The organism is Micromonospora solifontis, assembly GCF_003725545.1.
GTDB classification, from domain to species: domain Bacteria; phylum Actinomycetota; class Actinomycetes; order Mycobacteriales; family Micromonosporaceae; genus Micromonospora; species Micromonospora solifontis.
Map to the genome: position 1 here is coordinate 25,176 of NZ_RJLN01000025.1, position 20,915 is coordinate 46,090.

The following is a 20,915-nucleotide window of genomic DNA, read 5'->3' on the forward strand; positions in this document are numbered from 1 at the left end:
TACCTCGCTGCGCCCCTGTGAAAGGAGGAAGCGCGGCCACCATCGCCGCGTACCCGCCCATGGATGTCGTCACCACCGGCCTCGGTGTACTCCTGGCCGTCCTGCTGCTCATCGCCCTCGGCGTGATCCTGCTCGTCAGCCGGCTGTTCCGGAAGGTCGAGCAGGGCAAGGCCCTCATCGTGTCCAAGGTGCGTCGGGTGGACGTCACGTTCACCGGCGCGGTGGTCCTGCCCGTGCTGCACAAGGCCGAGATCATGGACATCTCGGTCAAGACGATCGACATCGAACGGACCGGCAACGAGGGCCTGATCTGCCGGGACAACATCCGGGCCGACATCCGGATCACCTTCTTCGTCCGGGTCAACAAGACCACCGAGGACGTGATCAAGGTGGCCCAGGCGATCGGCACCGCCCGGGCCAGCGACCGGGAGACCCTGCAGGAGTTGTTCAACGCCAAGTTCTCCGAGGCGCTGAAGACGGTGGGCAAGCAGCTCGACTTCGTCGACCTCTACACCAAGCGCGACGAGTTCCGGGACCAGATCATCCGGGTGATCGGCACCGACCTCAACGGATACAGCCTGGAGGACGCGGCGATCGACTTCCTCGAGCAGACGCCGATGTCCCAACTGGACGCCGCGAACATTCTCGACGCCCAGGGCATCCGCAAGATCACCGAGCTGACCGCCATCGAGCACGTACGCACCAACGAGTTCCAGCGCAACGAGCAGAAGGAGATCACCCGGCAGAACGTCGACGCCCGGGAGGCGATCCTCGAGCTCGAACGGCGCCAGGCGGAGGCGGAGGCACGGCAGCGCCGCGAGGTGGAGACCGTGCGGGCCCGCGAGGAGGCCGAGATCACCCGGGTTCGGGCGGAGGAGCGGCTGCGGGCGGAGGCGGCCAACATCCGTACCGACGAGCAGCTCGGCGTCCAGCACGAGAACCGGGCACGGGAGATCGCGGTCGCCGAGAAGAACCGGGAACGGGTCATCGCGATCGAGACCGAGCGGATCGAGAAGGACCGGATGCTCGAGGTCATCGCCCGGCAGCGGGAGACCGAGCTGTCCACCATCGCCAAGGACAAGGAGGTCGAGGGCGAGAAGCGCTCGATCGCCGAAGTGATCCGGGAGCGGATCGCGGTGGAGAAGACGGTCGCCGAGCAGGAGGAGAACATCAAGCGCCTCCGGGTGGTCGAGGAGGCCGAGCGGACCCGCCAGGCCGTGGTGATCCAGGCCGAGGCCGAGGCGCAGGAGAACCTGGTCAAGGACATCAAGGCGGCCGAGGCCGCGGAGCAGGCGGCGAAGTTCAAGGCCCGCGAGGAACTCGTCCTCGCCGAGGCCCGGCAGCAGGCCGCCGAACTCGACGCCCGGGCCAAGATCCGGCTGGCGGAGGGTCAGCAGGCGGAAGCGGCCGCCGCCGGCCTGGCCGAGGTGCAGGTCCGCGAGCGGGGTGCCGAGGCGATCGAGAAGGTGGGCCGGGCCGAGGCGGCCGTCGAGCGGGAGAAGGCGCTGGTCACCGCCGAGGCGGTACGCGAGAAGCTGAAGGGCGAGGCGGAGGGCCTCACCGAGAAGGCCGCGGCGATGGCGGCGCTGGACGACGCCACCCGCGAGCACGAGGAGTACCGGCTTCGGCTGGAACTGGAGAAGGACGTCCGGCTGGCCGGCCTCGATGTGCAGCGGCAGGTCGCCGAGGCGCAGGCGAAGGTGGTCTCCACCGGCTTGGAGAAGGCCAACATCGACATCGTCGGCGGCGACAGCGTCTTCTTCGACCGGCTGCTCAGCTCGATCTCGCTCGGTAAGAGCGTGGACGGGTTCGTCGCGCACTCCGACGTGGCCCGCAGCATCGCGCAGCCGTGGCTGGACGGACAGGCCAGCTTCACCGACGACCTGGCCCGGGTGCTGGGCTCGTTCAACCCGGCGGACGTGCAGAACCTGACCCTCTCCGCCTTCCTGCTCCAGCAGATGCGGGCCGACGGCGCCGACAAGGGAAAGCTGAAGGAGCTGCTCACCGCGGCCCGGAAGCTGGGCCTGGCGGAGGCGCCGGTGGCGGCGTTGAGCGGGCAGCGGCAGCCGCGGGCGGGTGAGTGAACCGGTGACCGACCGCGAGACCGGGTCCGCCGCCGACGGCGCGGTGGACCCGGCCGGCCTGGACGCCGGCACCTACGAGGTGCTGCGCAAGCGGCTCGCCGAGCAGGCCGCCGAGCTGACCCGGCGGGCGGAGCTGCTGAACGTCCGGCGGCTGGAGGTCTTCGGCAGCACCGAGCTGCGCCTGGTCAGCACCGAGCGGATCCGGACCGAGCACAACTGCGTACCGCGGGACATCGTGCCGGTGGGCGGGCTGATGCTGTTCGGCTACAACGTGTTCATCGGGCTCAAGCCCGAGACGACGGTGGACGACGTCTTCTCGCTGCACCGGTTCGTGCGGGCCGAGGACGCCGGCGCGGACGGCTTCCGCTTCGACCAGGTCGACCCCGCCGAGGTGCCCGGCCTGCTGCGCGACCCGCAGTTCGAACGGGACTTCGCCGAGCTGTACCGCTACTACCGGCAGACCCGGCTGCTGCAACTGCGCCGGCTCGACGGCCGGTTGCTGGCGGTGTTCCAGACCGGCCCCCGGACGGATGACATCCGGGTGCTGCGCTGGCGGATCGACCACGACGGCACGGTGGCGTACCTGGACAACCGGGGTGAGCGGGACCACGTCTTCCCCCCGGCGCACGACTTCGAGTGGATCGCGACCACCCGGGACGACCACGTGCTCGGCCGGCACCCGCACATCTCCATCCAGGGCGAGGTCTTCGTCGAGACGGTCGGCGGCAACCTCACCGTCAAGGTGGAGAACAACACCGAGACCGGCGAGGGTGTCTACAGCGAGCCGGTCGACGAGCCGTTGCAGAGCCTGGCGGACGCCGATGTCAGCTACGCCCGGGTCGGCCCGCTGATCCTGCTGCGGATCCTCCCGTACAAGGAGACCGACTGGCGGCACCTGGTCTTCAACACGCTCACCCGGGAGGTGGTCCGGCTCGACGGGATCGGCCAGGCCTGCCAGCGGCTGCCCGAGGACCACGGGATCATCTTCCCCGGCGGGTACCACCTGGCCACCGGGCTGACCCGTACCTTCGACACCGACGTGTCCCGCCTGGAGTTCGAGCGGGTGGTCCGCGCCCCCAACGGCGAGGACGTGCTGTACGTCTTCCACGCCCGGGACGAGGGCCGCTCGCTGCTGCTGCCGTACAACGCGATCCGCAAGGAGGTCTCCGCGCCGATCCCGTGCCACGGCTATTCGATCTTCGACGACGGCACGATGGTGGTCTTCCGGGCGATCTCCGACGAGCCGACGCGCGTCCACCCGATGCAGGTCTGGCAGACCCCGTACGCGTCGGAAAGCTACGCCGCCGCGCAGCCGGCGGGCACCGGGCCGCTGGAGCGGATCGGCAACGCGGATCTGGTCCGGGGCATCTCCGACTGCCTGTCGGTGGCCCGGATGGCCGACGCCACGACCCCGGCTGCCGGGGTCTACCAGGCCCTGATCGCCGCCGGCACCCGCGCCTTCGACCACTATCACTGGCTCGACGACCCCGAACTCGGCAACCTGGCCGAGCCGCTGGCGGCGGTCCGCGCCACCGCCGCCGGCGTCCTCGACGAGTACGAGAAGGTGCGGTCGCTGACCGGGCAGGCGGCCCAGGCGGTGGACGAGAGCGCCGAGCGGATCGCCTCGCTGACCCGGCGGGTACGGGGTGAGGCGCCGCTGACCGCCGACGAGTGGGTACGCCAGCTTGCCGGCCTGCGCCAGGCGCAGGGGCATCTGGTGACCCTGCGCGAGCTGCGCTACGTCGACCTGGACCGGGTCGACGAACTGGCCGTCCAGCTCGACGGCGAGCTGGCCGAGGCGGGCCGCCGGGCGGTGGACTTCCTGCGCCGCGACGACGCTCTCACCGGCTACCGGACGGAGGTCGAGCGCCTCGGCGAGCGGGCCGCCGCCATCACCACGGTCGCCGAGGCGACACCGGTCCGGGACGAACTGGCCGAGCGGGCCGAAGGGTTGCAGACCATCACCGAGGTGGTGGGCGGCCTCGACATCGCCGACGCCACGGTCCGGACCGGGATCCTCGCCCGGATCGGCGAGGTCCTCGGCGGGGTGAACCGGGCGCGTGCGGTGCTGGAGAACCGCCGGCGGGAGCTGACCCAGGCGGAGGGTCGGGCCGGTTTCGCCGCCGAGTTCGCCCTCCTCGGGCAGGCGGTCACCGGGGCCCTGGCGGCGGCCGACACCCCCGAGCGGTGCGACGAGCAGCTCGGCCGGCTGCTGCTCCAGGTGGAGAACCTGGAATCCCGGTTCGGCGAGTTCGACGACTTCCTCGCCGAGCTGGCGACCCGGCGGGCGGACATCTACGAGGCCTTCTCGTCGCGGAAGCAGGCCCTGCTCGACGAGCGGGCCAGACGGGCCGACCGGCTGGTCGCCTCCGCCGACCGGATCCTGCTCAGCGTCCAGCGGCGGGTCGCCACCCTGGACTCGCTCGACCAGATCAACACGTACTTCGCCTCCGACCCGATGGTCGGCAAGCTCCGCTCGGTCGTCGACGAGCTGCGTACGGTGGGCGACCAGGTCCGCGCCGAGGAGCTGGACGGCCGGATCCGGGCCGCGCGGCAGGAGGCCGGCCGCACCCTGCGGGACCGGACGGACCTGTACGCCGACGGCGGCGAGACGATCCGGCTGGGCCCGCACCGGTTCGCCGTCAACACCCAGCCGGTCGACGTGACGGTCGTCCCGCACCAGGGGCGGATGGCGGTGGCGGTCACCGGCACCGACTACCGGTCGCCGGTGCGCGACGAGTCGTTCGAGCGGACCCGCCGGTTCTGGGACCAGTTGCTCGTCTCCGAGTCGCCGGAGGTGTACCGGGCGGAATACCTCGCCACGTCGATCCTGGCGGACGCCGAGGCGGGTCGCGGGACCCTCACGCTGGACGCGTTGCACGCCGCGGCGGTCGACGGCGGGAAGCTGGCCGAGCTGGTCCGGGCGGTGGCGGACACCCGGTACGACGAGGGCTACGAGCGTGGCGTGCACGACCAGGACGCCACCGCGATCCTGCACACCCTGCTGCGGTTGCACGCCGCCGCCGGGTTGCTGCGCTGGCCGCCGGCCGCACGGGCCGCCGCGCAGCTGTTCTGGCGGTACGGCACCGACGAGGCCGCCCGGCGGTCCTGGTCGGCGCGGGCGGTGTCGCTGGCCCGGGCTCGGGACCGCTTCGGCCGGCCGACGGCCCACGGGGCCGGCGCGCGGGGCGTGGTGCCCGGGGCCGGTCCGCTGGACGGGCCGCTCGGGAGCGGCCGGCCGGAGCCTGGCGCGGCCGGCGCCGGGGCGGTGGCCGGGGAGGACCAGGGCACGGAGCCGCCGGTGATCGGCGGCGACGCCATCGACCGGCTCCGGGCCGAACTGGCCACCCGGGCGGCGCGATGGCTGCGGGATGCCGGGCTTCCCGGCCTGGCGGCCGAGAGCGACCTGGCCGGCGGGTACCTCCTCGAGGAACTGGCCCGGGCGCCGTTCGGCTTCGTCACCGGCGCCGGGGCGCGCGGCCTGCTGGAGCGGTTCCGGCGGGCGCTGGGCGGCCCGCAGGCGCGGTCGAGCATCGAGTTCGACGAGGACCTGCGGGCCCTCGGCGACGACCTGGCCAGCCGGTACCAGCTGGTGGAGGCGTGGCTGGGCGGGTTCCTGGCCACCGCCGGAGGTGAGCTGTCCGGGTACGACCTGCCGGAGGCGATCGCCGTCGAGCTGTGCGGGCCGGAGCTGCCCCGGCACGAGTCGGCGGCCACCCTGACGGAGACGGTGACCGGGCTGCTCGGCGCCCATCCGCGGATCGACGGATCGGCGCTGACCCTGCGGCTGGACGAGACGCTGGCCCGGACGCACCGGTTCCGCACCGAGCGGGTGCCCGCGTTCCGGGACTACCAGCGGCGGCGCAACGAGCTGGTGGCGGCCGAGCGCGAGCGGCTCCGGCTGGCCGAGTACCAGCCGAAGGTGATGAGCACGTTCGTCCGCAACCGGCTGCTCGACGAGGTCTACCTGCCGCTGATCGGCGACAATCTGGCCCGGCAGCTCGGGGCCACCGGGGACGCGAAGCGGGTAGACCAGATGGGCCTGCTGCTGCTGATCTCCCCGCCCGGCTACGGCAAGACCACCCTGATGGAGTACGTGGCCAGCCGGCTCGGACTGGTCTTCGTCAAGGTCAATGGACCGGCGCTGGGCAGCCGGGTGACCTCGCTCGACCCGGCCGAGGCGCCGGACGCCACCGCCCGGCAGGAGGTGGAGAAGATCTCCTTCGCGCTGGAGTTGGGCAACAACGTCCTGCTCTACCTGGACGACATCCAGCACACCTCTCCGGAGCTGCTGCAGAAGTTCATCCCGTTGTGCGACGCGCAGCGCCGGATGGAAGGGGTGTGGGAGGGCCGGACCCGCACGTACGACCTCCGGGGCAAGCGGTTCGCGGTCTGCATGGCCGGCAACCCGTACACCGAGTCGGGGCAGCGGTTCCGGGTGCCCGACATGCTCGCCAACCGGGCCGACGTGTGGAACCTCGGCGACGTGCTCTCCGGACGGGACGAGGCGTTCGCGCTGAGCTACATCGAGAACGCGCTCACGTCGAACCCGACGCTCGCTCCGCTGTCCGCCCGGGACCGGGGCGACGTGGAGCTGCTCGTCCGGCTGGCCCGGGGGGACGAGACGGTCCGGGCCGAACAGCTCTCCCACCCGTACTCGGCGGTGGAGCTGGAGGGGATGGTCGCGGTGCTGCGCAAGCTGCTGCACGTGCAGCGGGTGGTGCTGACTAACAACCAGGCGTACATCGCCTCGGCGGCGCAGGCCGACTCCTCCCGCACCGAGCCGCCGTACCAGCTCCAGGGCTCGTACCGGAACATGAACAAGCTGGCCGAACGGGTCGTCCCGGTGCTCACCGACGAGGAGCTGGAGGCGGTCATCGACGACCACTACCTGGGTGAGGCGCAGACGCTGGCGGCGGGGGCGGAGGCCAACCTGTTGAAGCTGGCCGAGCTGCGCGGACGGCTGAGCCCCGAGCAGGCGCGGCGCTGGGTTGAGGTCAAGGCGGCCTTCGTACGGGCCCGGATGCTGGGCGGATCCGACGACCCGCTGGACCGGGCGGTGGGCGCGATCGGCCTGCTCGCCGATCGGGTCGGCGGGGTGGAGGCGGCGATCGGCCGCGCGTCCGGGCAGCGGACCTGACGGCCGCGCGGCGGGTCGCCGCGAGCTGGACCCCGCCCCGCCACGGGTGACGTGCTCAGCCGTAGTAGCGGCGCAGCTCGCGGCTGAGCACCTTGCCGGTGGCGTTGCGCGGCAGGTACTTCACGAAGACCACGTCCCGAGGTACGGAGAACCGGGCCAGGTAGTGGCGGACGTACTCGCGTACCGCCTCGGGGTCGAGCTGCTCGCCGGGGTGCAGGGCGAGGAACGCGGCCAGCCGCTGGCCGTATTCCGGGTCCGGGACGCCGATCACGGCGACCTCGCGTACCTGGGGGAGCCGGGCGATCAGGTCCTCCACCTCGGACGGGAAGACGTTCTCCCCACCGGAGACGATCATGTCGTCGGCCCGCCCGTCGACGAAGAGCAGCCCGTCGGCGTCGACCCGGCCCAGGTCGCCGGTGTCGAGGAGGCCGTCGTGGCTTTCCCGGGTGGCCCCGGAGGTGTATCCCTCGAAGAGCATCTCGTTGCCCACGAAGATCCGCCCCACCTGCCCGGTCGGGACCGGCCGGTCGGCGTCGTCGAGGATCTGCAGCCGGGTCCCGTGCGGCGGGCGGCCAGCGGTGGTGGGCGCCCGCCGCAGGTCCGCGGGGACGGCGATGGACGCCCAGGAGACCTCGGTCGAGCCGTAGAGGTTGTGGACGACCTCGCCGTAGCGGTCCATGAAGGCGGTGGCGAGCCCGCCGGGGAGGGCGGAGCCACTGACCGCGACCACCTTCAGCGGCGGGCGCGGGTCCGGCGGCGGCACCTCCATCAGCCGCTGCAGCATCACCGGTACGGCGAAGAGCGCGTCGCAGGAGTGGTTGGTCAGGGCGGCGAGCGTGGCGGCCGGGTCAAACCGGCGGTGCAGCACGATCGTGGCGCGCAGCGCGAAGGAGACCTGGAGGGCGGCGTACCCCCAGGTGTGGAAGATCGGCGCGGCGATCATCACGGTGTCCCGTGCGTGCAGCGGGATGCGGTCGATGATGGACACCAGCGGACCGAAACCGTGCGGGGTGGGCCGGCGGGCTCCCTTCGGGGCGCCGGTGGTGCCGGAGGTGAGCACGATGGTGCGGCCGTCCCGGTCCGGCGGCTGGAGCTGGTCGCCGGGGAGGGCGCCGGCGATCAGCTCCTCCTGGCCGCGCTCATCGACCCGGTGCACCTCGGCGGGGAGACCCAGGAGGCGCTCGGCGAACTCGGCGTCGTGCACCAGCGCCCGGAGCTGCTGCTCCTCGGCCACGGTGGCGAGCTGGGCGGCGGACAGCCCGGTGTTGACCAGTACGGCGTCCGCGCCGAGCAGCATCGCCGCCACGATGGCCTCGATGAGGCCGTGGTGGTTGCGGCAGAGGACGCCGACCCGGTCACCGGACTTCACGCCGAGACCGGACCGCATGGAACGGGCCAGCCGGTCCGACCGGTCCAGCAGGTCCTGGTACGTCAGCGTGGCGCCGTGCTCGTCGACCACGGCGATCCGCCCGGGGTCGCGCGCGGCGGCCTGGCGCAGCTCACCGGCGAGGCTCCAGCCCCAGCGGCGCAGCGCGTTCAGTTGCGAGGCGACCCGGATCGGGCGGCCTGGGGTGAGCAGTCCGCGTCGGGTCAGCGTGGCGACGATGAACGGCAGGTCCAAGTCGCGGCCCTCCTTCGCGAAAGTTTCTCCCGATCATGCACCTGTGGTGGCGGGACGCCCAGTCGAGGTGATCATTCGCCCAGCCTGCGGACACCCTGGGCCGACGGGGCTGTGACGGACGGTGCGGGCCGGACCGGCGGCCCGACCCGCGACGCCGTACCGCCCGGCACGGCGGGGGTGTCGCGGGTCGGGTCGGGGTCCGCCGGCGATCAGCGGATCTGCATCCCGGAGATAGCCCGGGAGATGACCAGCCGCTGGATCTCGGAGGTTCCTTCGAAGATGGTGTAGATCTTGGCGTCCCGGTACCAGCGCTCGACCGGGTGGTCCCGGAGGAAGCCGGCGCCGCCGAGCAGTTGGACCGCCCGGTCGGTGACCGAGACGGCGACCTCGCCGGCCTTGAGCTTGGACATCGAGCCCTCGCCCGCGGTGAACGGCCGGTTGTTCCGGCCCATCCAGGAGGCCCGCCAGACCAGCAGCCGGGCCGCGTCGATCTCCATCTTCATGTCGGCGAGCGCGAACGCGACCGCCTGGTTCTCGATGATCGGCCGTCCGAACTGGACCCGTTCCTTCGCGTAGTCCAGCGCGTACTCGTAGGCGGCGCGGGCCACGCCGAGCGCCTGGGCGCCGACGGTCGGGCGGGACAGTTCGAAGGTACGCATCGCCGCCTGGCCGGAGGCGCGCTGCCCGGACCGGGCCCGGGCCAGCCGCTCGTCGAGGGCCTCCTTGCCCCCGAGCAGGCAGCGCCCCGGCACGCGTACGTCGTCGAGGAAGACGTCGGCGGTGTGCGACGCGCGCAGCCCGAGCTTGCGGAGCTTGCGCGTCGCGGTGAGCCCGGGCGTGCCCGGCGGTACGACGAACGCGGCCTGCCCCCGCGAGCCCAGCTCCGGCTCGACCGAGGCGGTGACCACGTGCACCCCGGCGATCCCGCCATTGGTGGCGTACGCCTTCTGCCCGTTGAGCACCCACTCGTCGGTGGCCTCGTCGTAGACCGCGCGGGTCCGCATCGAGCCGACGTCGGACCCGGCCTCCGGTTCGGTGGTGCAGAACGCGGCGACGGCCGGCTGGTCGACGTCGCCGAAGCACTGCGGGACCCACTCGACGAGTTGGTCCGGGGTGCCCGCGCCGTAGATGGCGGCGACCGCGAGCGAGGTGCCGAAGATGCTGAGGCCGATGCCGGCGTCGCCCCAGAAGAGCTCTTCGCTGGCGATCGGGAGGGAGAGGCCGGTGGGGTCGGCCCAGCAGGTGGCGAGGAACTCGAAGCCGTAGAGGCCGACCTTCGCCGCCTCCTGGATGATCGGCCAGGGAGTCTCCTCCCGGGCGTCCCACTCGGCCGCGGCCGGGCGCACGACCTCGGCGGCGAAGCCGTGCACCCAGTCGCGGAGATCCCGCTGTTCCTCGTTCAGGTCGAGCGAGAACTCGGCCATGGTCAGGCCTTGGGGATGTCGAACAGGTTGGCGATGTTGGCCGCCAGGCCCAGGTCGCCCTTGGCCTTCAGCTTGCCCGTCATGAACATCATGACCGGGTTGGCGCCACCGGAGACGATCTTCAGGAACTCGACCGGGCCCATGGTGAGGCTCAGCTTCGGGTCCCGGGTGGGGGTCTCCGAGACGGTGCAGGTGCCGTTCTCGATGACGATCTCGTAGGTGTCGGTGCCGCCGTCCGGGCGACCGGTGATGTTCCAGTGGATGACCGCGTTGGTCGAGCCGGCGCGGTCGGCCCGGAACAGCGTCGGCATCCGGTTGAAGACCTCGCTCAGCACCTTGCCGCGCGCGTCGCCCGACATGATCTCGGCGATCTTGTCGTCGGGGGTGGACTTGACCAGCTGCGCGAACTCCTTGGGGCCGACGTTCGCGAAGTTGGCCGGGTCGAAGTCAGTCATGGGGGAGGCACCTCTCGACTTTGGTTACTCTGGCGTAACCTTACGCACGAGTAGGTATGCTCGCAAGGGTGTCCAGCACACCCACCTTCAAGCGCCTGCCCCGGGCCGTCCGCGAGCAGCAGATGCTCGACGCGGCGGTCAAGGTCTTCTCCCGCCGGGGCTTCCACGCCGCCAGCATGGACGAGATCGCCGACGACGCCGGCATCTCCAAGCCGATGGTCTACGCGTACCTGGGGACGAAGGAGGAGCTCTTCGTCGCCTGCCTGCACCGGGAGGGCACCCGGATGATGGAGGCCATCGCCGGGGCGGCCGCCCCCGACCTGCCCGCCGACGAGCGGCTCTGGCGCGGGCTGCGCGCCTTCTTCGGCTTCGTCGGCGCGCACCGGGACGGCTGGGCGGTGCTCTACCGGCAGGCGCGGGGCGAGCAGCCGTTCGCCGCCGAACTGGCCACCATGCGCGGCCGGCTGGTCGAGGTGGTGGCCGGCATGCTCGACCACGCGCTCCGCGCCAAGGGCCGCGAGGTCGGCGCCACCGACCTGGAGGTCGTCGCGTACGCCCTGGTCGGTGCCACCGAGTCCCTCGCCGACTGGCTCGCCGACCACCCCGAGGCGGACGCGGAGAAGACCGCCACCCGGATGATGAACGTGGCCTGGCTCGGCGCCGACCAACTGCTGCGCGGCATCACCTGGCACCCCCCGGCCGACTGACCCATTGCACCCGGCCGTCCCGGCGGGCCGGCGTCCCGGATTGCGGCAACACGCGTGGTCCGTGTCCTTCCCGGGCCGCGGCTTGCCGCATCCCGAGTCGGTCATCCCGGGCCGCGGGGTCAGCGGCGGGCGGCGGTGCGGGTGCGGGCGCGGCGGCGGGCCCAGCGGGCGACCTCGAACAGGCCGGTGACCAGCAGGGAGAGGCCGATGCCGGCGAGCAGGCCCTGGACCGGGTGGTCGGTGAAGGCCAGGCCCCCGAACCAGCCGAGCAGCCCGCAGTAGATCGCCCAGGTGCCGCAGGCGAGCGCGTCGTACATCAGGAAGCAGCGCACCGGATAGCGGACCGCGCCCATGGTCAGGGTGACCGCGGTCCGACCGCCGGGAACGTACCGGGCGGTGGTCAGGATCATGCCGCCGCGCCGGTCCACCGCCCGGCGGGCCCACTCCGAGCCGGCCCGCCGCCGGCTGTCCGCCGGCAGCCGGGCCAGCCGGTGCGCGCCGCCACCGCGCCCGATCGCGTACGAGACGTGGTCGCCGAGCAGCGCCCCGAGCGCGGCCGTCGCGATGACCGCGACCAGATTCGGCTCCCCACCGGCGGCGAAGACCGCGGCGGTGATCACCACGGTCTCGCCGGGGATCGCCGGAAAGAACGCGTCGACCGCGGTGACCGCGATGATCACCAGGTACACCCACGGCGAGGTGACCGTCCGGTGCAGCAGGTCGAGCACGTCCGCCATCCCCCCATGCTCCGGGGTGGCGGTGTTAGCAGGGGGCCCTTCCTATACAAAGGGCGTTAACTAACCAGGGCCCCCTCCTTCTCCCGCGACGGTGCCGACCAGGTGCGGCCGCCCGTCCTGCGCGCTGTGCAGGGCGAAGTCCCAGTCGGCGCCGGTCGCGGTGGCACTGAAGGCCAGCGTGGACGGCAGCGGCACCGGCAGCTTGAACGCCACATCCACCGTGTACGCCTCCGGCAGCCGGCTCTCCAGCGCGGCCAGGCAGCGGGCCTTGCTCCACATGCCGTGCGCGATCGGGCGGGGGAAGCCGAACAGCCGCGCGCCCAGCTTCGAGGTGTGGATCGGGTTGTGGTCGCCGGAGACCCGGGCGTAGTCGGTACCCACCCGGGGCGTCACCCGCCAGTGCGCGGAGGCGGCCGGCGGGGCCGGGCGGTCACCGGGGGCGCGCCGCGGGCCGCCGGCCCGCCGCTCCCGCCCGAGGTACGTCGAGACGCCCCGCCAGACCTCCTCGCCGTCGACCGAGCCGACCAGCACCACGTCGAGCTGCCGGCCCCGCTCGTGCGGGCGCAGGTTCTCGGCGTACGTGCGGAAGTTTACGGTCTCGCCGGCCTCGACCGGCCGGTGCACGGTGATCCGGTTGGCCACGTGCACCACCCCGGTCAGCGGGATGGGGAACTCCGCCGCCGTCATCAGCCGCAGCGACAGCGGGAACCCCAGCACGTGCAGGTACGTCCCGGGCAGCCGGTCGGCGAGCCGGAACCCGCACACCCGGTCGTAGTCGGCCAGGTGGGCCCGGTCGACCGTCACCCCGGCGACGCCCAGCTCCACCTCGGGCACGTCCGCGCCGCGCCGGCCGCCGAGCCCGGGCAGCGCCCCGAGCAGGGCCCGCCGGTAGAGCGCGCCGGCCGCCGGGAGCCGGGGCAGGTCGACCCGGACCCGCCCCTCCGGGGTGGTCCGCTCCGGCGCGGTCAGGGTGGCCGCCGTCGGGTCCGCGCCGAGCGCCGCCGCCGCGCCCGAGAGGTCCCGGGTCCGGTCGCCGGCCAGAGCGGAGAGATCCTGGGTGCGGTCGTTCGCCAGGGCGGAGAGGTCCTGGGTCGCCTCGGTGGCGAGGGTGGGCAGTTCGTCCGCCGGCTCCCCGCCCGCCCGGGCGGCCAGCGCGTTCCGCGCCGCCGTCAGGTCCATGGTGGGGCCGTCGATCAGCTCGTGCACCGACAGTTCCTCGGCCGGCTCCTCGGGCCGCCGCTTACGCCGTGCCATCACGCCCCCAGCAGGCTCTGGCCGCAGACCCGGACCACGTTGCCGGTCACCGCGCCGCTGGCCGGCCAGGCGAGCCAGCCGATCGTCTCCGCCACGTCCACCGGCAGGCCGCCCTGCGCCATGCTGTTCATCCGCCGGCCCGCCTCCCGGATCAGCAGCGGTATCCGCGCGGTCAGCCGGGTCTCGATGAAGCCGGGCGCGACCGCGTTGAGGCTGATGCCCCGCTCCCGCAGCACCGGGGAGAGGGAGTCGACCAGGCCGATCACGCCGGCCTTGCTGGTCGCGTAGTTGGTCTGGCCCCGGTTGCCGGCGATGCCGGCGATCGAGGAGACCGAGACGATCCGGCCGCCGGCCGGGATCAGGTCGCGCTCCAGCAGCACGTCGTTGATCCGCTCCTGGCTGGACAGGTTCACGTCGATGACCTGGTCCCAGCGGTCCGCGTCCATCCGGCCGAGGGTCTTGTCCCGGGTGATGCCGGCGTTGTGCACCACCACGTCGACCCGGCCGTGTCGGCTCGCCAGGTGCTCGGCGAGCCGGGTCGGGGCGTCCGGCGCGGTCAGGTCGAGCTGCACCGCGCTGCCGCCGATCTCGTTGGCCACCTCGGCCAGCGCGTCCCCGGCGGCCGGGACGTCCAGCGCCACGACCTTGGCGCCGTCCCGGGCGAGCACTCTGGCCAGCGCCGCGCCGATGCCCCGGGCGGCCCCGGTGACCAGCACGACCTGCCCGTCCAGCGGCCGGTCCCAGTCGGCCGGCGCGGTGGCGGTGCCGGCGCCGACCCGGATCACCTGGCCCGAGACGTACGCGGACCGGCCGGACAGCAGGAAGCGCAGGGTGGCCTCCAGGCTGACCGGGGTGCCGGCGTCCCCGTCCCTGGTCACGTACACCAGTTGCGCGGTGACGCCCCGGCCGAACTCCTTGCCGATGCTGCGAGTCAGCCCCTCCAGCGCCCGCTGGGCGGTCGCCTCCCGGGGGGTGCCGCACTCGGCCGACGGGGTGCCCAGCACGATCACCCGCCCGCTGGGCAGCAGCGCCCGGGCCTGCGGGTGGAAGAAGTCGTAGAGCTGCCGCAGCCCGGCGGAGTCGGTGATGCCGGTGGCGTCGTACACCAGGGCGGCGTAGCGCGCCGTCGCGTCGGTGGCCGCGGCCGGGTCGCGCAGCTCGACGCCGGCGAGGGTCAGCAGCTTGGTGACCTGCTCGGCGAGCCGGCTGCCGGCCGCGGCGCCGAGCAGGACCGGCCCGGGGACGAGCGGGTCGCCCGGCGTGTGCCGGCGCAGTCGAGGTGGGTCGGGCAGCCCGAGGCGCTTGACCAGCGCGCGACCGGCCCCCGATTGGACGAAGCTCGCGTACCTGTCGGTCATAGGCGTAGCCTACTGGCGAGTAGGGTTCGGGCAACACCTTCGAGGAGGCCGATCGTGCAGAGTGTCCGGCGGGTCGCGGTCATCGGCGGCAACCGCATCCCCTTCGCCCGGTCCAACTCGCGCTACGCGCACGCGTCCAACGCCGACATGCTCGGCGCGGCCCTGGACGGTCTGATCGCCCGGTTCGGCCTCGCCGGGCAGCGGGTCGGCGAGGTGGTCGCGGGTGCCGTGCTCAAGCACTCCCGGGACTTCAACCTGACCCGCGAGGTGGTGCTCGGCTCCCGCCTCGACCCGCACACCCCCGCGTACGACATCCAGCAGGCCTGCGGCACCGGGCTGGAGGCCGCCATCCTGGTCGCCAACAAGATCGCCCTCGGGCAGATCGAGGTCGGCATCGCCGGTGGCGTGGACACCACCTCGGACGCGCCGCTGGCGATCAACGAGGACCTGCGCCGTACCCTGCTCCAGCTCAACTCCGCCCGGACCCTCGGCGAGCGGCTGAAGGTCGCCGCGAAGCTGCGCCCGCACCAGCCGTTCCGGCCGGAGATCCCGCGCAACGCGGAGCCCCGTACCGGACTGTCCATGGGGGAGCACGCGGCGCGGACGGCGCTGCGCTGGAACGTCGACCGGCAGGCGCAGGACGAGCTGGCGCTGCGCTCGCACCAGCGGCTCGCCGCCGCGTACGAGCAGGGGTTCTTCGACGACCTGATGACCCCCTACCTGGGGTTGACCCGCGACCAGAACCTGCGGCCGGACACCAGCCTGGAGAAGCTCGGCTCGCTCCGGCCGGTCTTCGGCGCCAAGGGCCCGGACGCCGAACGGGCCACCATGACCGCCGGCAACTCCTCGCCGCTCACCGACGGCGCGTCCACCGTGCTGCTGGCCAGCGAGGAGTGGGCCCGGGAGCACAACCTGCCGGTGCAGGCCTGGTTCTCCTGGTCGGAGACCGCCGCGGTCGACTTCGTGCACGGCGACGAGGGGCTGCTGATGGCCCCGGCGTACGCGGTGCCCCGGATGCTGGCCCGGGCCGGCCTGAGCCTCCAGGACTTCGACTTCTACGAGATCCACGAGGCGTTCGCCTCGCAGGTGCTGGCCACCCTGGCCGCCTGGGAGTCGTCGGAGTTCTGCAAGGAGCGGCTGGGTCTGGACGCCCCGCTCGGCGCGATCGACCGGGACAAGCTGAACGTCAACGGCTCGTCGCTGGCCGCCGGCCACCCGTTCGCCGCCACCGGCGGGCGGATCGTGGCCACCCTGGCCAAGCTCCTCGATCGCAAGGGCGGCGGGCGGGGCCTCATCTCCATCTGCGCCGCCGGTGGGCAGGGCGTGACCGCGATCCTGGAGCGCTGAACCGGCGAAGCGGTCGAATGATCCCTTTTCAGTAGTGAAAGGGACACCGCCCGCACCGTCCGCCCCGCGCCGTCCTGAGCCATTGCCGGCCGTGATTACCGTGTACGCCAGCCCGCCCGGACCGGACCCAGCGGCGGCACGTGCGAGGGAGTCGTCATGCGCCGGCAAGCTCTGCTCCGTACCCCCGTCGTCGCGCTGGCCGCCGCGCTGGCGGTCACCGGTTGCTCAAGCGGCACCAGCGATACGGAGGCCACCGCCACGACGTCGGTCACCGAGGCCCCCGGAGGTGCGACGGCGACGGCCGACGCCGGCGGGGTGGCGGCGACGCCCGGCGGCGCAGGCACCACCGGCGCCGGGACGCCGCGCGGCGGCACCGGCAGCAGCGGTGGCGGGTCCGGCGGCAAGCCGACGACCGGCGCCCCGACGGGGGACGCCCCGGGCATAACCTACTTCCGGGTTGCCCAGCAGCCGTCCTGCCCGGGCGGGACCACCGCCAACCCGATCGCTGGCACCCCCGCCGTCGTCGAGTGGAAGACCAGCGACGTCGACTCCGTCACCCTCTCTGTCGACGGCCCGGGCGTGTACGCCGACAACCTCCCGCCCACCGGCAGCGAGACGCTCAACTTCCCGTGCTCCGGCGCGGAGGGCGACGTCCAGCGGCACACCTACCTGCTGACGGTGCGCAACTCCGCCGGCAAACGGACGAAGACGCTCGTGGTGAGCGCGACCGTGCACGAGATCAAGCAGGTCTGAGCAGCCGGGTCGGCGAGCCGGCGGCTGGCCGCCCTTCCGGGCGGGGCCGGCTCGTCGGCGGCGGCCCGATCGGACGGCGATGCCCGTCCGGGTGCCACCCGTACGGGCATCGGTCGCTGTGCCGCGGGGTGGTGGTGCTGGTCCGACCGATGAGGAAGATCCGGCATGGTCCCGGAGGTGGATGGGGGCATGATCCCAAGCGGTCCCGGGTCCGGCCGCCTGCCCGGCATACCGGACAGCCCACCCACAATGGCCTTTCCCGCTGGGCAGGCACGAACAGGCTCCGGTGTCGCGGCAGTTGGGCCGCCGTGACGCTGGGGAGGCGCGGGCGTGCCCGCCGAGGCGGCCGCCCCGCGGGTACGAAAGAATGAGGGCCGTGACGACGATCCCGAACGTGCTCGCCAACCGGTACGCCTCGCCCGAACTGGTCGCCCTCTGGTCGCCCGAGGAGAAGGTACGGATGGAGCGACGGCTCTGGCTCGCCGTGCTGAAGGCCCAGCGGGACCTCGGCGTGTCGGTGCCGGACGGCGTGGTCGAGGCGTACGAGCGGGTGGTCGACGACGTCGACCTGGCCTCGATCGCGGCCCGTGAGCGGGTCACCCGGCACGACGTGAAGGCCCGGATCGAGGAGTTCAGCGCCCTCGCCGGTCATGAGCACGTGCACAAGGGGATGACCTCCCGGGACCTCACCGAGAACGTGGAGCAGCTGCAGATCCGCGCCTCGCTGGAGCTGATCCGGGACCGGGTGGTGGCCACCCTGGTCCGGCTCGCCTGGCACGCCCACGAGTACTCCGGCCTGGTGATGACCGGCCGGTCGCACAACGTCGCCGCGCAGGCCACCACGCTGGGCAAGCGGTTCGCCTCGGCCGCCGAGGAGCTGCTGATCGCGTACGAGCGGCTGGCGGACCTGATCGACCGCTACCCGCTGCGCGGCATCAAGGGGCCGGTCGGCACCGCCGCCGATCAGCTCGACCTGTTCGACGGTGACGCCGACAAGGTGGCCGAGCTGGAGCGCCGGGTGGCCGAGCACCTCGGGTTCAGCCGGGTGCTGGACAGCGTCGGCCAGGTCTACCCGCGCTCGCTGGACTTCGACGTGCTCTCCGCGCTGGCCCAGGTGGCCGCCGCGCCGTCGTCGCTGGCCACCACCATCCGGCTGATGGTCGGCCAGGAGCTGGTCACCGAGGGCTTCAAGCCCGGTCAGGTCGGCTCCAGCGCGATGCCGCACAAGATGAACACCCGCTCGTCGGAGCGGGTGAACGGCTTCGCGGTGATCATCCGGGGTTACCTGTCGATGGTCGGCGAGCTGGCCGGTGACCAGTGGAACGAGGGGGATGTCTCCTGCTCGGTGGTCCGGCGGGTCGCCCTGCCCGACGCGTTCTTCGCCGCGGACGGGCTGTTCCAGACCTTCCTCACCGTGCTGGACGAGTTCGGCCCGTACCCGGCGGTGATCAACCGGGAGCTGGAGCGCTTCCTGCCGTTCCTGACCACCACCAAGCTCCTGGTGGCGGCGGTCCGGCGCGGGGTCGGCCGGGAGGTGGCGCACGAGGTGATCAAGGAGCACGCGGTCGCGGTGGCGCTGGCCATGCGGGAGAAGGGTGCGACCGAGAACGACCTCTTCGACCGCCTGGCCGCGGACGGCCGCCTCGGCCTGACCCGCGCCGAGATCGACGCCCTGGTCGCCGACCGCAACGCCTTCGTCGGCGCCGCCGGCGCCCAGGTGGACCGGGTGACCGCCCGCATCTCCAAGATCGCCGAGCAGCACCCAAAGGCCGCCGCCTACTCCCCACCCCCCATCCTCTAACCCACCCCCCCCCACCCCCACCCCCACCCCCCCCCGTTGATCATGAAGTTAGCGGCACTGGAGGAGATCCACATCGCCGCTAACTTCATGATCAACGGGGCGAGAGGTGGGGTGGGTGGGTGGGTGGGTGGGTTAGGGGTTGCGGGTGGGGGTTTCGGCGGCTGAGGAGAGGTTGGGGGCGGAGGCGGGCTCGGCGATTCCGCCGGGGGCCTCGGCGATCTCGGGCTCGTGGGCCGTCTCGGCCGCGATCATGGGCTGGTCGGGCGGCATGACGTCCGGCGTCTTGGGTACCACGATCACCGCCGTGCCGTACGCGCAGATCTCCATCCACATCTCGCCGCAGTCCCGGCTGTCGAAGCGCATGCCGATCACCGCGTTCGCGCCCAGCCGGCGGGCCTCCTCGCCCAGCCGGGCCACCGAGTCGGTCCGCCAGCGGGTCAGGTTGTCCGGCGCCATCGGGTCGTAGGCGCCACCGCGCAGGTTCTTGACCCCCTCGCGGTACGGGTTCCTGGTCCTCGCCATCGAGGAGACCACTTCGCCGAGGATCTGGCGGATCTCGTAGCCGGGCAGTTGATCCGTCGTCACGACCAGCACGTTTCCGATGCTGTCAGTCGTTGGACGGGCGGTTCGTGAGCCGTGTTCACCTGCCCGGATGCTGCAAAACGGCGCGGCGCGGACGGCCGGGGTGCCACCGGCCCATCCGCGCCGTACCGGCCCTAACCGTCAGACACCGGCCACCGAGGTGATCCAGGCCCGGTTGTACGCGCACTGCCGTGGTTCTGGATGCTCACGCCGTCGGCCGTGGAGGCGACGCCGACCTGCCGGCCGTTGTGGAACTGCTTCCACGGAGGTGGCTCGGGGTGCGGGCCAGGGTCCGGTCGATGGATTATCGATGCTTGACGATGCAAGGTAGGGCCGCTGGGAGGTCCGTCACAAGATGTCGATCGATATCTGACCGATCAATAGCGCCCGCTCCCCGTCGCCTGGCCGTGGCGCTGTCGGAAATCGGTCCCGCGATCGGTGCCGACCGGCAAAATGCCTGGTGAGGAGGGCTGCCACCGGAACCGGGCCGGGCGGTCCGGCAACGAATCCGTATCGAGGTCGCAACGAACCCGCATCGGCGTTCCGTCCGCGCGGCCGGTCACGTCGATCACTGCCTGAACCGGCCCCGGCCGGTTCGGGCCAGGCGGTATCTGCCAGGTAGGCTGGCTGCGCTCGCCCGTAGTGGGCCGGCACCCAACTGCGTACACAGTCAGGAGTGCCCCGTGCCTCGCGTCGTCGTCGACGTCATGCTCAAGCCCGAGATCCTCGATCCTCAGGGCCAGGCCGTCGCAAACGCGCTGCCCCGGCTCGGCGTCAGCGACGTCGCCTCGGTTCGGATCGGCAGGCGGATCGAGATCGAGTTCACCGGCGAACCGGACCTGGACCGGGCCCGGGAGATCGCCGACAAGCTGCTCGCCAACCCGGTCATCGAGGACTTCACCGTCCGCCTGGTCGAGACCGACGAGACCGCGGACGCGCACTCGTGACCGCCCGGGTCGGTGTGGTCACCTTCCCCGGCTCGCTCGACGACGCGGACGCGGCCCGGGCCGTCCGGATCGCCGGCGCCGAGCCGGTCCGGCTCTGGCACGGCGACCCGGGGCTGCACGGGGTGGACGCCGTCGTCCTGCCCGGCGGTTTCTCCTACGGTGACTACCTGCGCTGCGGAGCCATCGCCCGGTTCGCCCCGGTGATGGAGACGATCGTGGACGCCGCCCGGGGCGGTCTCCCGGTGCTCGGCATCTGCAACGGCTTCCAGATCCTCTGCGAGGCCCACCTGCTGCCCGGCGCGCTCACCCGCAACCAGCACCTGCACTTCCGCAACCGGGACCAGATCCTCCGCATCGAGGCTGTCGGCACCGCGTGGACCAACGCGTTCCAGCCGGGCCAGGAGGTGCTGGTCCCGGTCAAGAACGGCGAGGGCTGCTACGTCGCCGACCCGGCGACGCTGGACCGGCTGGAGGCCGAGGGCCGGGTGGTCGCCCGCTACCTCGGCGGCAACCCGAACGGTTCGCAGCGCGACATCGCCGCGATCACCAACGAGGCCGGCAACGTGGTCGGCATCATGCCGCATCCCGAGCACGCGGTGGAGGCGCTCACCGGCCCCTCCCTGGACGGTCTCGGCTTCTTCACCTCGGTGCTCAAGCACCTGGTGGGGGCGCCGGCGTGAGCGTGCGCGGCGGGACCATCGGTCG

At 72.6% G+C, this 20,915-nt stretch carries 15 protein-coding genes and 1 pseudogene; 8 read left to right on the forward strand and 8 right to left on the reverse strand.

Going from position 1 to position 20,915, the window contains the following annotated elements; all coding sequences use genetic code 11:
- Nucleotides 1-17: 17 nt before the first annotated feature.
- Together EFE23_RS11460 and EFE23_RS11465 are read left to right on the forward strand one after the other, a co-directional pair.
- Complete coding sequence (locus EFE23_RS11460) at nucleotides 18-2,084, forward strand: flotillin family protein (protein WP_233600947.1); 2,067 nt, start codon at nucleotides 18-20, stop codon at nucleotides 2,082-2,084.
- Nucleotides 2,077-7,224: a DNA repair ATPase gene (locus tag EFE23_RS11465; protein WP_233600948.1), complete on the forward strand. Its 5,148-nt coding sequence runs from the start codon at nucleotides 2,077-2,079 to the stop codon at nucleotides 7,222-7,224. Before EFE23_RS11460 ends, EFE23_RS11465 begins: the two co-directional genes overlap by 8 nt.
- Nucleotides 7,225-7,279: 55 nt before the next feature.
- On the opposite strand, the gene EFE23_RS11470 is transcribed toward EFE23_RS11465, so the two are convergent.
- The 3 genes from EFE23_RS11470 to EFE23_RS11480 all read right to left on the reverse strand — a co-directional run bounded on the left by EFE23_RS11470 (nucleotide 7,280) and on the right by EFE23_RS11480 (nucleotide 10,724).
- Nucleotides 7,280-8,845 (reverse strand): AMP-binding protein, encoded by a 1,566-nt coding sequence (locus EFE23_RS11470; RefSeq protein ID WP_123240881.1) that lies wholly within the window; start codon nucleotides 8,843-8,845, stop codon nucleotides 7,280-7,282.
- A 209-nt stretch (nucleotides 8,846-9,054) separates the two neighbouring features.
- A complete protein-coding gene (locus EFE23_RS11475; protein WP_123240882.1) occupies nucleotides 9,055-10,269 on the reverse strand; it encodes an acyl-CoA dehydrogenase family protein in 1,215 nt (404 codons plus the stop codon).
- 2 nt (nucleotides 10,270-10,271) lie between these two features.
- Complete coding sequence (locus tag EFE23_RS11480) at nucleotides 10,272-10,724, reverse strand: SCP2 sterol-binding domain-containing protein (protein WP_123240883.1); 453 nt, start codon at nucleotides 10,722-10,724, stop codon at nucleotides 10,272-10,274.
- Nucleotides 10,725-10,792: 68 nt separating this feature from the next.
- Here EFE23_RS11480 and EFE23_RS11485 point away from each other — a divergent pair, with 68 nt between their 5' ends.
- Nucleotides 10,793-11,431: a TetR/AcrR family transcriptional regulator gene (locus tag EFE23_RS11485; RefSeq protein ID WP_199737016.1), complete on the forward strand. Its 639-nt coding sequence runs from the start codon at nucleotides 10,793-10,795 to the stop codon at nucleotides 11,429-11,431.
- Between the two features lie 119 nt (nucleotides 11,432-11,550).
- Here the strand turns inward: EFE23_RS11485 and EFE23_RS11490 are convergent, their stop codons facing one another.
- The 3 genes from EFE23_RS11490 to EFE23_RS11500 form a co-directional block, all read right to left on the reverse strand.
- Nucleotides 11,551-12,168 (reverse strand): DedA family protein, encoded by a 618-nt coding sequence (locus EFE23_RS11490; protein WP_123240885.1) that lies wholly within the window; start codon nucleotides 12,166-12,168, stop codon nucleotides 11,551-11,553.
- A gap of 60 nt (nucleotides 12,169-12,228) precedes the next feature.
- Entirely contained in the window at nucleotides 12,229-13,137 is a 909-nt protein-coding gene (locus tag EFE23_RS11495; protein WP_233600949.1) for a MaoC/PaaZ C-terminal domain-containing protein, read from the reverse strand.
- A gap of 284 nt (nucleotides 13,138-13,421) precedes the next feature.
- A complete protein-coding gene (locus EFE23_RS11500) occupies nucleotides 13,422-14,780 on the reverse strand; it encodes a 3-oxoacyl-ACP reductase (protein WP_123240886.1) in 1,359 nt (452 codons plus the stop codon).
- A 54-nt stretch (nucleotides 14,781-14,834) separates the two neighbouring features.
- On the opposite strand from EFE23_RS11500, the gene EFE23_RS11505 reads away from it, so the two are divergent.
- The 3 genes from EFE23_RS11505 (at nucleotide 14,835) to purB (ending at nucleotide 18,681) form a co-directional block, all read left to right on the forward strand.
- A complete protein-coding gene (locus EFE23_RS11505) occupies nucleotides 14,835-16,127 on the forward strand; it encodes an acetyl-CoA C-acetyltransferase (protein ID WP_123240887.1) in 1,293 nt (430 codons plus the stop codon).
- 156 nt (nucleotides 16,128-16,283) lie between these two features.
- Nucleotides 16,284-16,880, forward strand: a complete 597-nt coding sequence (locus EFE23_RS11510; RefSeq protein ID WP_123240888.1) for a hypothetical protein — start codon at nucleotides 16,284-16,286, stop codon at nucleotides 16,878-16,880.
- A gap of 376 nt (nucleotides 16,881-17,256) precedes the next feature.
- A complete protein-coding gene (gene purB / locus EFE23_RS11515; RefSeq protein ID WP_123240889.1) occupies nucleotides 17,257-18,681 on the forward strand; it encodes an adenylosuccinate lyase in 1,425 nt (474 codons plus the stop codon).
- A 132-nt stretch (nucleotides 18,682-18,813) separates the two neighbouring features.
- On the opposite strand, the gene EFE23_RS11520 is transcribed toward purB, so the two are convergent.
- Nucleotides 18,814-19,335 (reverse strand): YbjQ family protein, encoded by a 522-nt coding sequence (locus EFE23_RS11520; protein ID WP_199737019.1) that lies wholly within the window; start codon nucleotides 19,333-19,335, stop codon nucleotides 18,814-18,816.
- A 69-nt stretch (nucleotides 19,336-19,404) separates the two neighbouring features.
- Nucleotides 19,405-19,520 (reverse strand): annotated as a pseudogene (locus EFE23_RS28845) (peptidase S1); the annotation flags it as partial.
- A gap of 426 nt (nucleotides 19,521-19,946) precedes the next feature.
- On the opposite strand from EFE23_RS28845, the gene purS reads away from it, so the two are divergent.
- Together purS and purQ are read left to right on the forward strand one after the other, a co-directional pair.
- Complete coding sequence (gene purS / locus EFE23_RS11530) at nucleotides 19,947-20,210, forward strand: phosphoribosylformylglycinamidine synthase subunit PurS (protein ID WP_123240890.1); 264 nt, start codon at nucleotides 19,947-19,949, stop codon at nucleotides 20,208-20,210.
- A complete protein-coding gene (gene purQ / locus EFE23_RS11535; protein ID WP_123240891.1) occupies nucleotides 20,207-20,890 on the forward strand; it encodes a phosphoribosylformylglycinamidine synthase subunit PurQ in 684 nt (227 codons plus the stop codon). The genes purS and purQ overlap by 4 nt, the downstream gene beginning before the upstream one ends.
- The last annotated feature ends 25 nt before the right edge of the window (nucleotides 20,891-20,915 follow it).